At 67.9% G+C, this 12,171-nt stretch carries 9 protein-coding genes; all 9 read right to left on the bottom strand.

From position 1 onward, the window contains the following. Nucleotides 1-136: 136 nt before the first annotated feature. Complete coding sequence (gene algF, locus AC4OR5_RS02900; RefSeq protein ID WP_003092112.1) at nucleotides 137-787, bottom strand: alginate O-acetyltransferase AlgF; 651 nt, start codon at nucleotides 785-787, stop codon at nucleotides 137-139. Between the two features lie 72 nt (nucleotides 788-859). Beyond that, the gene (algJ, locus tag AC4OR5_RS02895; RefSeq protein WP_003092111.1) at nucleotides 860-2,035 is read right to left on the bottom strand and encodes an alginate O-acetyltransferase; all 1,176 of its coding nucleotides are present in this window, start codon (nucleotides 2,033-2,035) and stop codon (nucleotides 860-862) included. A gap of 14 nt (nucleotides 2,036-2,049) precedes the next feature. Then, nucleotides 2,050-3,612, bottom strand: a complete 1,563-nt coding sequence (locus AC4OR5_RS02890) for an MBOAT family O-acyltransferase (RefSeq protein ID WP_022579708.1) — start codon at nucleotides 3,610-3,612, stop codon at nucleotides 2,050-2,052. Between the two features lie 241 nt (nucleotides 3,613-3,853). Further along, nucleotides 3,854-4,957, bottom strand: a complete 1,104-nt coding sequence (gene algL / locus AC4OR5_RS02885; RefSeq protein ID WP_003092108.1) for an alginate biosynthesis protein AlgL — start codon at nucleotides 4,955-4,957, stop codon at nucleotides 3,854-3,856. A 3-nt stretch (nucleotides 4,958-4,960) separates the two neighbouring features. Next, nucleotides 4,961-6,385 (bottom strand): alginate biosynthesis protein AlgX, encoded by a 1,425-nt coding sequence (gene algX, locus AC4OR5_RS02880; protein WP_017002249.1) that lies wholly within the window; start codon nucleotides 6,383-6,385, stop codon nucleotides 4,961-4,963. 12 nt (nucleotides 6,386-6,397) lie between these two features. After that, nucleotides 6,398-8,029 carry a mannuronan 5-epimerase AlgG gene (gene algG, locus AC4OR5_RS02875; RefSeq protein WP_023099319.1) on the bottom strand — a complete coding sequence of 544 codons (1,632 nt, stop codon included), beginning with the start codon at nucleotides 8,027-8,029 and terminating at the stop codon, nucleotides 6,398-6,400. Between the two features lie 20 nt (nucleotides 8,030-8,049). Next, nucleotides 8,050-9,522, bottom strand: coding sequence for an outer membrane porin AlgE (algE, locus tag AC4OR5_RS02870; protein ID WP_003110464.1), 1,473 nt, complete (start codon nucleotides 9,520-9,522; stop codon nucleotides 8,050-8,052). Further along, nucleotides 9,519-10,946, bottom strand: a complete 1,428-nt coding sequence (algK, locus tag AC4OR5_RS02865; protein WP_003112887.1) for an alginate biosynthesis TPR repeat lipoprotein AlgK — start codon at nucleotides 10,944-10,946, stop codon at nucleotides 9,519-9,521. Before algK ends, algE begins: the two co-directional genes overlap by 4 nt. 13 nt (nucleotides 10,947-10,959) lie before the next feature. After that, on the bottom strand, nucleotides 10,960-12,129 hold the full coding sequence (gene alg44 / locus AC4OR5_RS02860; RefSeq protein WP_003092101.1) for an alginate biosynthesis protein Alg44: 1,170 nt from the start codon (nucleotides 12,127-12,129) through the stop codon (nucleotides 10,960-10,962). Nucleotides 12,130-12,171 lie beyond the last annotated feature (42 nt).

The following is a 12,171-nucleotide window of genomic DNA, read 5'->3' as shown; positions in this document are numbered from 1 at the left end:
GTTACCGGGCTCCACGGAGCCCCGGGTGACCTCTCCAGTGCGCTCCTTCTGCGGGAGCGCTGACGGTTGGTGCGCCGGTGTCGGGCCGGTCTTGTTGTGTGGAATGCCGGGAGGGGCGAGCCTCTCCCGGTCGGTCTCAGTCCGCCTTCACCGGGCGCTTGACCCAGACCGGCGCGAGCTTGCCGCCGCTGCCGGTGACGTACAGGCAGACCACCTCGCCGCGGGCCAGGGTGACCGGCTTCAGGTCGCTGACCTTCTTGCTGCCGTCGAACAGCGCCAGGTTCACCTTCACCGGGTTGATCTCGCGGTCGCCGTGGCTTTGCGGGCCGACGTCCTTGACCACGTCGGTCTTGCCGTCGGCGGTCTTCAGGGTCAGCTTCGAGCCGCTGAGGTTCTGCACCCGCACCAGCGCCTTCTGCTTGTTCTTGAACGGCGGCTCGGCCACCAGCTGCGGCTTGCCGCCGGGCTGGCTGACCAGGGTGTAGTAGCTGTCCGGGTCGAGCTTGACCGGCAGGCTCTGCTGGCCGACCTGGGCGGTGTAGCTGCCGGGGGGGAGGAACTTGAAGTCGCTGGAACCGAGCGGCGCGACGTCGTTCAGGCTGGTGCTGCCGACCGACACGTCGAGTTCGCTGTTGCCGGCGTTGTAGGCGCGGACGAAGGCCGAGCCCTTGGGTGCCTGGGGCCCGTACAGGGCGCCCTCGTCGGCCTGCGCGGCGAATGCGGCGACGCCGAGGGAAAGTGCGCAGGCCAGGCGGGTCCAGGTGTGGCGGCGGGTCATCGGGTTCATGGGTATTCCTCCGTTGCTTCTTCTTCAGCGGGGCGCTCGGCCCCGTGGGTAAACAGCCTTGGCTGTGTTCGTTCAATCGTTGCGGCTGGCGGCCAGGCGCTCGTCGCGGCCGCCACTGGCCTTCAGCTGGGCGACCCAGTCGGCGTCGAACTGGCTGAGGTCGCTGGCCATCGGCAGGTAGCGCTCGGGAAACTCCCAGACCAGCAGTTGCGGCGGGTCCTTGCGGAAGCCTTCGTCCTGCAGCAGTTCCAGCATCGGTTCGAGGGGGCCCTTGCCTTCCTTCGCGTAATTGATCAGGTCGGCGGACAGCGCCTGTTTCAGCGCGCCCTCGAAGTTCCACCTGGGGTTGGCGCTGTAGCTGGTGCCGACCAGCGCCAGGCGCGGTTGCTGGCTATCGCCGAAGAGGTCGTCGCCCGCGCCGGACTGCTGGCCGCCCGGCAGTGCCGGCGCGGCTTCGGTGGTGCGTTGCTGCAACTGCTCCGGACGCGGCAGCAGTTCGTCGAACAGCGGGTCGAGCGGCAGGAAGCTGAGCAGGTCGCCCTTGTGCGTGCGTTCTTCGCCGACGCGGGTGACGAAGTTCTGCGCCGGCACATCCAGCAGGTGCGTCTCGCGGATCTCCGCGCCGAGGCGCTGGGCCACGGTTTCCGCGCCGAGCGGCGACCAGTGGGTGTCGGTGCGCAGGAATACCGCGCCGTTGTCCTTGGCCTGGCGCAGGCTGCCGAGCAGGTCGGGACTGTCGATGCCGGCGGCGCGGGCGCGGGCCAGGAAGTCCTGGTAGAGGCTGTCGTGCAGCGCGGCCGGCTGCTCGCGGCCGATGTGCTCGGGATACAGGCGGGCCTTGGCCGGGATCACCGCGAGCACCAGCTTGACGCCGCGCCGGTTCAGCTCGCGCTGCACGCCGCGCACCAGTGCCCAGTTGTCTTCCAGTTGCTGGCCGCTCGGCGCCGGCTTGAACTCTTCGTCGGTGAACAGCCAGCCGTCCTTGCCGATCACCACGCCGGGGCGGCCTTCGTGGAACAGCGTGTAGTCGAGTGCGGCCCAGAGGTTGGTGCCCAGGCGCTTGATCGGGAATTCCTTGTCGTAGTGGGCTTCGAAGGCGTGCGCCAGCTTGCCGTTGAGCAGTGGCGTATCGGCCGCGGCGGAGAAGCCCGGCACGCTCTTCAGCGACCATCCGGCGAGCCCCAGCAGCAGCCCGCCGAAGGCGGCGATATAGGCGTATTGCAGGGGGCGGGAAATGCTCTGTGTCATGGCGTGGGCCTCGCTCAGAACTGGAAGTAGAGGAATGGCGAGTAGCTCTGCGCGGAGAGCTTCAGCACCGAGGCGGCGAACAGCAGGAGCAGCGCCAGGCGGGTGGCCAGGACGGGCAACTGGCTGAGCCAGCTCGGCTGGTAGACCAGCGCGCCGCTCGGCGAGTAGGCGATCGCCGCCGGGTCGCCGGCGGCCTCGCGCGGGGCGCGCGGCTGGGCACTGGCCGGGCCGTCGGCGGCCACTTCGTCGCTGTTCGCCGCGGCTTTGGGCGCCTTGGTCTGCAATGGCTGGTTGTAGAACTGGCGCAGGCCGAAGAACGCCAGCACCAGGTAGGCCAGGACCAGGGTGCCGACCTGCAGGCCGGTGAGGCTGGCGCGGTTCAGTTCGGAGAGCTGCCAGGTGCCGAAGCTGAACATGGCTTCGTACATGCGCCAGGCGACCTGCAGGTTCTCGGCGCGGAAGATCACCCAGCCGATCACCACCAGGAGGAAGGTGAACGCCCACTTCAACGGGTTGAGCACGCGCGGCGCGGCGTTCACTCCGAGGGCCCGCTCGATCGCCAGCCACATGCCGTGCCAGGCGCCCCAGATGATGTAGGTGAAGTTGGCGCCGTGCCACAGGCCGCCGAGGAGCATGGTCAGGAACAGGTTGCGGTAGGTCTGGAAGGTGCTGCCGCGGTTGCCGCCCAGGCTGATGTAGAGGTAGTCGCGCAGCCAGGTCGACAGGCTGATGTGCCAGCGCCGCCAGAACTCGGTGATCGACTGGCTGATGTAGGGCTGGTTGAAGTTCTCCATGAAGCGGAAGCCCATCATCAGGCCGAGGCCGATGGCCATGTCGCTGTAGCCGGAGAAGTCGAAGTAGAGCTGCGCGGTGTAGGCCAGGGCGCCGAGCCAGGCGTCGCCGGTGGTCGGGTTCTGCAGGGCGAAGCAGTGGTCGGCGAGGGCGGCCAGGGTGTCGGCGATGAACACCTTCTTGACGAAGCCCTGCATGAAGCGGGTGCAGCCTTCGGCGAACTTGTCGACGGTGTGGGTGCGGTGGTTGAACTGGTCGACCAGGTCCTTGAAGCGCAGCACCGGGCCGGCGATCAGGTGCGGGAAGATCGCGACGAAGGCGGCGAAGTCGATCAGGTTGTGGGTCGCCGGGGTATCGCCGCGGTAGACGTCGATGATGTAGCTGATCGACTCGAAGGTGTAGAAGGAGATGCCGATCGGCAGCAGGATGTGGGTCAGCACGAACGGCTGCATGCCGAACGAGGTGATGATCTCGTTGAGGCTGTCGACGCCGAAGTTGGCGTACTTGAAGTAGCCGAGCACGCAGAGGTCGACCACCACGCCGAGGATCAGCCAGCGTTGCGCGGCCCTGGTGCGTACGCCGGCGGCGCCGATGCGCAGGCCGATCCAGTAGTTGAAGACGGTGACCCCGGCGAACAGCAGGAGGAAGTCCACCCGCCACCAGGCGTAGAACAGGTAGCTGGCGATCAGCAGCAGCAGGTTCCGGTAACGTTCGCCGCTCAGGTAGTACAGGCCGAGAAAGACCGGCAGGAACAGGAACAGGAACACGTTTGAAGAAAAGACCATGCCGTCTCTCTCTCTAGAGCGTCAACCATTCAGGTCGGCCCTGCCTTTCCGCGCCCTGGAGCGCTCGAGGAAAGGCGGGACGACCCGCCGTTTTCCTCCCCGTGGTGTTGCCTAAGGTGTTGCGCCCGCCCGCGTCTGTCGCGCATGGGTCGGGGTGTGGCGCCTGGTGGGACGCCTGGTCGGCGAGCGGGGTAGAGGGGCGCGTGGCCCCCGGCCTGTGCGCCCGCTTCCCGCCACGCCCTCAACTTCCCCCTTCGCGGCTGAACACCCGCGTCACTTCGCCGCCGAGGCGGAAACTGTTGAACGGCTCGCGGTCCTTCTTCGCCTCGAGCATCTTCGGCTCGCAGCGGTAGAGGGCGCAGTAGGGCTCCAGCCAGGCGTACTTGTTGTCGACCTTGAGGTCGGTCATGTCCTGGTCCTCGCCGGTCTTCTCCTCGAAGGTTTCCTCGTCGTCGACTCCCTTCATCACCCGCTCGGCCAGGCGCTGCAGGGCGCCGTGGTTCTCCTGGCGCAGGTCGACGCCGTTGACCTGGGCGAACGCGGCGATCATCGCCAGCGGCGGCAGCGCATAGTTGTGGTAGGCGAGGGCGCGCTGGCGGCGCTTGAGTTCGTTGGGCAGGAAGCCCTGCTCGTCGACCTGGTTGGCGGCGACCTTGAACTCGCTCACCGCCCAGTCGAAGAGGTCGCGGCGGTTGGTCACCACCGCGGTGGACATCACCGACCAGGCCGCCCAGTAGGAATGGTTGTTGATCTTCTTCAGCGGCAGGCCGCTCCAGTCGCGGACTACCTGGGTGCCGAGCCGGGCGAACCAGTCCTCGATTTCCCGGCTCTGCTCGGCGTGGGCCGCGAGCGGCCGCGAGCTGGAGAACTTCAGGCGCATGTAGGCGCCGGAGAGGCTGCCCAGCGCCCATTTGCGCATGGACTTGCCGGTGTGGTTGAAGTCGTCGCTCTGCAGGGCGCCGGCGCGGGCCCAGGCGCTCATCCAGTTCAGTGCGCAGGCCAGGTCGCCGTCGCGGCCGCTGCGCATGTACTGGGTGACCAGCTTGGTGGCGCCGCGCTCCATGTCGGTGATGTCCTTGATCTGCGAGCGGAAGGTCTTCTCCGCCTTGACGTTGAGGGTCGCCCGCGCCGAATCGGAGCCTTCGTACTTGCTGGTGAAGACCAGGCTGCCGGTATACGGCGGCGGCACCGCGGGGCAACTGCCGGCGCTGCCCTTGCGCTCGCCGACCGCCGCGTAGTAGCCGGGCGGGGGTACCAGGTCGGCGGCCTGGCTGACCTGGCTGGCGAGCAATGCCGCGGCTAGGGCGCCGGGCAGGGCGATACGGATCAGGTGGGACGTTTTCATCGTTTACCTCCCGGCCACCGACTGGCTGGCCTTGGCGGGCGCCGCCTGGCAGATGCTGGCCTGGACCTCCAGGCCCTGGGGCATGTCCTCCGGCGCTTCGATTTCCAGGGAAAGGAACTGCTGGTCGGCCCAGTCGCTGTCGTTGCGCAGCTGGAAGACGTAGCGGCCGCCGGTATCGACGGCTTTCGACTGCTCGATCTTCAACTGCTCGCGGCGGCCGTTCATGTACCAGATGGTGTTCTTCAACTCGTGTACCGAAGGGTCGCTGTAGGTCACGTCGGCGACGTAGCTGCCGCTGCGGATCGGTAGCGCGGCGCTGTTCAGCAGCACCTCGTTGCGGCCCTGGCGCAGCTTGACCTTGCGGCTGAGTACGGTCTTCCGGCCGGAGCAGCCGTTGTCCACCAGCGGCATGGCCTGGCGGTAGAAGCTCTTCTGCGCCATGTCGTAGTGGGTGGCGAATTCCCAGATGAGGATCTTCGGCGGGTTTTTGTGGAATTCCTCGCTGGTCATGTACGCCAGCAGCGAACTGTCGAAGCCGCCGCCGGACACTGCGTTGTTGAGGATGTCGGCGCCGCTGAACTCCTCCAGGAAGCCGGCGAAGTTGTAGGCCGGGCCGCTGTTGGAGGTGCCGACCAGGGCGATCTGCGGGTTGCCGCCGTCGCCGAACAGGTCGCCGCTGTCGCTGGCGCCCACCGGCTCGGTCTCGAAACGGTCGACGTACTGGGTGGCGTAGCTGTTGCCGCAGAGCTGCGCGGCGGCCTTGTGGAAGGTGCCGAGCTTGGACAGCAGACCGACGCGCTTGCTTTCGAACTGCTTCTTGGGGATCGCCTCGAAGCCGGGCACCTGCTTCAGCGTCTCGGCCACGATCTTCGCGCTGCGCCGGGCGCCATGGGGAGTCCAGTGGTGGTCGCCCTTGAAGTAGTAGGCGTGCTCCTCCTTCTCGTCGAACAGCGGCGAGAAGTCCGGGGTCCAGATGCCGGCCTGGCGGAAGCGGGCGATGGTCGCCAGGTAGTTTTTCTTCGCCAGCTCGTAGTCGAAGCCGGCCTTTTCCGCCGGGCTGAGCTTCTCGCGGTTCACCAGGCCGCGGGTCGGCTGGTAGACCACCACCAGCTCGATGCCCTTGCGCTTGAGTTCGTCGCGCAGTGCGCGGAGTTCGCGCCAGCCTTCGGCGCTGGTGCCGAAGTCGGTACGCAGGTCGTAGGTGGTGCGGAACAGCCAGTCGTCCTGGGCCTGCACCAGGTGGGTGAAGAAGCCCAGGTACTTGGTGTTGTAGCGCGAGTCGTCGGCGGCGGCCGGGCACAGGTTGCCGGCCGGCAGCGCCTGGTAGCTCGGCGCCGCGCCGGGGTCGGCGGCCAGGGCTGCCTGGGCCAGGCAGAGGCCGGCGGCCAGGGCGCTCAGGCGGAACAGTCGGGAAGTGCGGGTTTTCATGCGTCTGGGTCCTCAGTCCTGGAGTTCGGCCTGGCTTTCCACGGGGTCGATCAGCACCGCCTTGTCCTGGCGCACCAGCAGGTCGAGGATCTGGTCCTGCTTCTCGCCGAGAACGCCGGGCAGGCTGATGCCGGAGGATTTGGTCGGGGCGAGCATCGCCACCCGGTACAGTTCGAGGCTCAGCGGCGAATCCACCGAGAGCGGGCCGGAGCCGTTGCCGGCGAGCTTGCCGCCGACCACGATCAGCGAGACCTTGGTGTCGAACGGGTCGAGGGCGATGTTGCGGTCGGTGTTGGTGAGGTCCTTGATGTGGCCGTACACGCCGATCAACTGGTTGCCCGCCGCGAGGTTCTCGTAGAGGCGGATGTTCACGCTGTTGCGCACGCGGATGCCGTGGCGGCGGTTGGCCAGGACCTGGTTGCCCCAGAGCAGGTTGTCGCCGCTCTCGTAGAGGGTGATGCCGTCGGAATGGTTGCGGTAGACCTCGTTGTAGGCCACCAGGTTGCCCTCGCTGTTACGGTCGAGGACGATCCCGGAAAGCTTGTTCTCGTAGCTGCGGTTGTTGAAGATGAAGCTGTCGTTGACTTCCCGCGAGACGATGATGCCGTGCTTCTTCCTGGTCCCGTGGACGGTGTTGTCGGCGATGATCAGGCGGTGCGAACGGTCGTGCGGGTCGATGCCGTAGACGATGTTGTCGCGGTAGGTGTTGCCCTTCACCACCAGGTCGTCGGCCTCGTAGCAATAGAAGCCGTACCAGCTGTCGACGATGGTCGAGTCGATCACCCAGCCCTTGGGACGCGGGCGCTTCATCTGCTTGTCCATGCCCGGGCTGTACTGCGAGATGGAGATGCCGTAGGCCTTGGAGGCGTTGTAGCCGAAGCTGGTGAAGGTGCTGTTGCTCAGGTACACCTCGGCGCCGCCCCAGGAGATCAGGAACGGACGGAACTCGTTGGGCGTCCTGAACCAGGCCGGCTCCTTCTTCGATTCGCTCCAGCCGGTGACCTTGCTGTCGCGGACGAACAGCATGCCGTCGTTGACCAGGAACGCGCCGCGCTCCTGGGACAGGCGCAGTTCCTTGACCTGCTTGTCGATGTCGAGGGTCGCGCCCTGGCTGACCACGATAGGCAGGCGGGCGACGAACACCCCCGGCTCGACCTGTTCCAGCGCGCTGGCGGGAAGCTTGCCGGCGAGCTGGGCGAGGTTCACGTAGCCGCCTTCGATGAAGATCGCCTGGGGCATCTGGCGCTGGCGCTTGACCCATTCGGCGAGGCGGTTGCTGCCACCGGTGAACTCCTTCAGCGGCTGCTGCTGGACCATCCGCTGCACGCTGGCGCGGCCACCCGGCTTGCGCACGATCTTGGCTTCCACCGCGGCGGCGGTGTAGCCGGAGAGGTCGGGCAGTTTCGGCGGGTCCAGGTGCAACGGTTCGGCCGGCGCGGTGGTCACCGTGTAGTTGCCGGTTTCCTTCAGGCCCTGGGTCAGGCCCGGCTCGTTGCCGGCCTGCGCCGGGACCGGCTGCGGTTTCTCCACCGGCTGCGCCGCCCACGCCTGGCCGTGCAGCAGCACCGCGCCGAGCACTGCCGCGGCCAGCGGGCGCAGGCGCGGGAGCCGGCGGCGGGGGATCGAAAGGGAAATGTCGGGCATGTCCGGTTTCCTCGCGGGGCTCAGAAGCGCCAGATGAAGTCGACGAAGGCGCGGTGCATGGTCGAGTCGGTGCCCGGCCCGTAGGCGTCGCCCGGCTTGAACAGGCCGCCGCGGAAGCGGATCAGCGCCGAGGGCTCGTCGACGTACTGGCTCATCGAGGCCGGCAGCAGGCCTTGCTTGAAGTACTTGGTCACCACCAGGTCGAGTTCCTGGCCGATGTCCTTCTCGCCCGGTTGCAGGGCGGCGTTGATGCCGCTGGTGCCGATGTCGGAGTCGTCGTCGACGCGCCAGAACTTGTGGTAGACCAGGCTCGCGTCGTAGTCCTCGCGCAGTTGCCAGGAGCCGAACAGGGTGGCTGCCTGGAGGTTGCTCAGTTCGCCGCGGAAGGCTTCGCCGAAGCGGTGCACGCGCGAGCGGGTGCCGGTGAAGTTGGAGCGATTGCTCTCCAGCCCGGTCTGCTGGAACTGCTCCTCGCCGTCCTTGCCACCGCCGCTGCCGCGGGCGTAGCCGACGCCGGCCTTCCATTGCTCGTCGATGTTCCAGCGCAGGCCGAGGTCGACGCCGAAGGCATTGACGTCGCCGCTCTGCTTGCCGGTGGCGATGCGCCGGTCGTCGACCGTGGTGGTGGTCAGGTTGTCGCGGTCGCCGGTCAGCCAGGTGGCGCTGGCCCAGTAGTTCAGCGGCATGCTCGAACGATAGTTGTAGGCATCGCCGGTAGCCTCGATGCCGAGCCAGGTGAGCTGGCCGGTATAGGTCTTGTCGAGGTTGTCGACTTCCTCGCCGGGGCGGCGCAGGTGGCCGCTGTCGTCGGCGTGGTGGATGCGCACGCCGATGCGGTGGTGCGGCGCCCACTGGGTGGAGATGTCGCCGAACACATGGGTGCGGTCCTTGTCCTCCGGAGCCAGTTCGTCGAGGTCGGTGCGGTATTCGCTGAAACGCTGGGCGACCCCGGCATGGGCGTTGAGCAGGGTGGTCTCGAAGCTCCAGTTCAGCGCCTCGATGTTGGTGTCCTGCCACTGGCCGCTGTCTTCCCGCAGGCGCTGGCGGCCGAAGCGCAGGTGCTCGCCGGGGTAGGCGGTGAGGCCGGCGTAGTCGACCCAGAATTCGCGTGCGGCGAGGTAGCTCTTGTCCGGCTCGCGACCGTCGTTGCGGCTGTTGTTGCCGTCGTCGGTGTCCGATTGCAGGGTGTCGGTCTCGATGGTGTCGGTGGCGGCCACCGCCTGGCCCATGAAGTAGGCGCTCCAGTCGCCCCACTGGCCGAAGGCCCAGGGCCGCAGGTCGATACCGATGTCGTTGAGGGTGCCGCCGGGAGCGGTGCCGAGGTCGCGATCGTTTTCCGATTCGCCGGTGATCTTCACGTCCAGGCCGAAGTTCTTCGGTGCCTCGCCGCTGCCGGCGGCGAACGCCGGCGCGCCGAGCAGCAGGGCGATGGCCAGGGACAGGGCGCGCGGCGCGAAGGACGGCCGCGGGTTGACGGAACGGGAGCTGTTCATAGGCTTTCTGGCTCTTCTTCGTTGATCGGCGAGTCCTGGCTCTGCAGCAGGCTGACGGTGGCCTGCCAGTTGTTGCCGCGGCTCTGTTGTTCGCGCTTGAGCAATTGCTGCGCCTGGCTGCGTTCGGCCGGCGGCAGTTGCGCTTCGATCTGCCCGAGCAGGTCGCTGGCCTGCGGTACCTGCTGCTGCACGGCGAGCTGGCCGAAGACGTAGGCGTTGACCCGGTTCGGCTGGATGCCGCGGCCCTGCGACCAGAGCTGGGCCAGGGCCATGTCGGCGCTGGCCTGGCCGGCGCGGGCGGCGAGGATCAGGTGGTCGACGGCCTTCTGCGGATAGACCTTGCCGAGGAAGCCGCGGCGGTAGATCTGCCCCAGGTAGTAGTTGGCCTGGGGTTCGCTGGCGGCGGCCTTGAGCAGGTGCCGCTCGGCCTTGCGCGGGTCCTGCGGCGCCCACTTGCCGTCGTAGTAGAGGCGCCCGAGGAGCAGTTCGGCGCGTGGCTGGGCGGCGTCCTGGGCGTTCTTCAGGTAGCCGAGCATCTTTTCCAGGTCGCCCTGGTCGGGATAGTCGTAGAGCAGCTTGGCCAGGCTGACCCAGGCCGCGGGGTAGCTCGGCGCGATCTCTTCCAGCAGCGCCTGGGCGGTCTGCGGGTCGGGCTGGCCGAGTTCGCCGTCGGCGAGCACCCCGGCCACCGAGTCGACCCGCTCGCCGGGCACCCGGCCGGCCTTGTAGGCGGCGCGCAGCTGTTCGAGCAGGACCTTCTGCTTTTCCGCGTTGCCCTGCATCTGGTAGACCGTGGCCAGTTCGTACCAGCACACATCCATGCGCCGCAGCCAGCGCTGGCAGACCTGCTCGATCTCGCCCAGGTGCTGGGCGTAGGTGCCCTGGGTGCGGTAGAGGATGATCTGCGCCAGGTCGGCCTGCGGCAGTCCGCGCGCGCGCCACTGGTCGATGCGCTGCTGCGGGTCGATTTCCGGCCAGGACTGCGGGTACTGCAGGTAGAGCACGATGAGCGGCACCAGGGCACTGTCCTCGCCCTGTTCGAAGGCCTGGCTGAGCAGGCGCTCGGCCTCGCGGTGCTCGGCGTCGCTGGCGCCGGGCTTGGCCGCCAGCCACTTGCCAAGGCGCGCGCGGGCCCGCGGCGAGGTCTGCGCGGCCTCGCGGTAGAGCTTTTCGGCCTTGGCCTGCTGGGCGCTGTCGCCGCTGGCGACCTGCATGTCGGCGAGGCCGACCTGGGCGTCGGCGTAACCCATCGCGGCCAGGGCCTGGTAGTTGCTCTGGGCGGTGGCGAGGTCGCCGCGCTCCAGGGCCTCCTGGGCCAGGCGCTGGTCGGGCAGTCCGGCGCAGCCGGCGGCCAGGGCGATGGCCGAGGCCAGCAGCAGGTGCCGGGACGCCAGGGGCAGGGGAGGGAGGATGGGCATCTTCATGGTCGGGTACCGGTCAGCGAGCGGTGGCCAGGGTCACGGCCTTGTTCAGCAGGGTGCGGCCGGGCAGGCCGCCGATGCTGACCTCGGCCGGGCGGCCGGCGTACTGGGCGTCGAGCGGCTGGTCGGGCTGGATCTGCACGCGGATTTCCGAGGACAGGTCGCCGTCCACCGGCGCGGTGTTGACGATGCGGCCGCTGCGGTTGACGCCGTCGCCGGCGACCTGGAAGTTCACCCGGGTGCCCGGCGCCAGCTCGGCGGCGTTGCGGTAGGGGAAGCGCGCCTCGATGCTGGCCACGCTGTCGCGCGGCGCGAGGGTGAAGATCACCTGGCCCTTGTTGGCGTATTGCCCGTCGGCTACCAGTTGCTGGACCACGCGGCAGTCGCAGGGGCTGGTCAGGGTCCCTTTCATCTGGTGGCCGAAGAGCTTCTCGATGTTGCCCGGGTTGAGCTGCTCCTCGGTCAGGTTGCCCTTGAGCATGTCCAGCAGGTTGGCCGAGAAGGTAGCGATCGGCGCGCCTTTGGCGACTTCCGCGTTGGGCCCGAGAAGGCTCTGCACGGTGCCCTCGCGGGGCATGGTGATCTGCTGGTTGGGGACGCTGACCACGCCGGAATCGGCATGGGTGACGAAGTACAGGTTGTACATCTGGTTGAGGATGAAGGCGAAGGCGCCGACTCCGACGACGAAGATCGCGGTGCTCAGGGTCACCGCCCGGACCCGGCCGAAGAAGCCCATCCCGCCGTTGCCGCCGCCCTGCTTGCGGGCCTTGGTGAAGTTCTCGCGCTGGAGGGTATTGAGCATGTCGCCGACGCCGATCACCTCGCCGGCCAGGTAGGAGGTGATCAGGTAGCGCAGGGCCGCCACCTCGCGCGGCTTGAGGTTCTGGAACTCGCAGCCGACGCGGCGGCTGGCGGGGTCCACCGAGCGCACCTGGAACTCCACTTCGAGGGAAAAGCTGATGCTGTCGACCTGGAACAGCAGCTTGCCCTTGTACAGGTCGCCGGGCTGGATCGGTGCGCCGCTCGCGGTGAAGGCGAAGCCGCCGGCGGAGAGATCCAGCAGGCGTGCGTCGACGCCTTCGCGGTTGGCGCCGATGTAGCGGATGCGCGCCGGCAGCTTGACCCGGGCGAACTGGCGCTGGGCTTCGGATTCGTGCACGACGTTGACGTTGACGGCTGTATTCATGGTGTCGGGTCCTGTTCGGTCCAATCTGGGTCGATTTGCGCG

It is taken from the genome of Pseudomonas sp. YA1, assembly GCF_058680555.1.
The sequence above is the reverse complement of the archived record's forward strand: the minus strand, read 5'-3'. Positions and strand labels throughout refer to the sequence as shown.

Excerpts from the sequence above, each read along its gene's own strand:
- algF (WP_003092112.1), bottom strand. The coding sequence starts at position 787 with ATGAACCCGATGACCCGCCGCCACACCTGGACCCGCCTGGCCTGCGCA.
- algJ (WP_003092111.1), bottom strand. The coding sequence starts at position 2,035 with ATGACACAGAGCATTTCCCGCCCCCTGCAATACGCCTATATCGCCGCC.
- AC4OR5_RS02890 (WP_022579708.1), bottom strand. The coding sequence starts at position 3,612 with ATGGTCTTTTCTTCAAACGTGTTCCTGTTCCTGTTCCTGCCGGTCTTT.
- algL (WP_003092108.1), bottom strand. The coding sequence starts at position 4,957 with ATGAAAACGTCCCACCTGATCCGTATCGCCCTGCCCGGCGCCCTAGCC.
- algX (WP_017002249.1), bottom strand. The coding sequence starts at position 6,385 with ATGAAAACCCGCACTTCCCGACTGTTCCGCCTGAGCGCCCTGGCCGCC.
- algG (WP_023099319.1), bottom strand. The coding sequence starts at position 8,029 with ATGCCCGACATTTCCCTTTCGATCCCCCGCCGCCGGCTCCCGCGCCTG.
- algE (WP_003110464.1), bottom strand. The coding sequence starts at position 9,522 with ATGAACAGCTCCCGTTCCGTCAACCCGCGGCCGTCCTTCGCGCCGCGC.
- algK (WP_003112887.1), bottom strand. The coding sequence starts at position 10,946 with ATGAAGATGCCCATCCTCCCTCCCCTGCCCCTGGCGTCCCGGCACCTG.
- alg44 (WP_003092101.1), bottom strand. The coding sequence starts at position 12,129 with ATGAATACAGCCGTCAACGTCAACGTCGTGCACGAATCCGAAGCCCAG.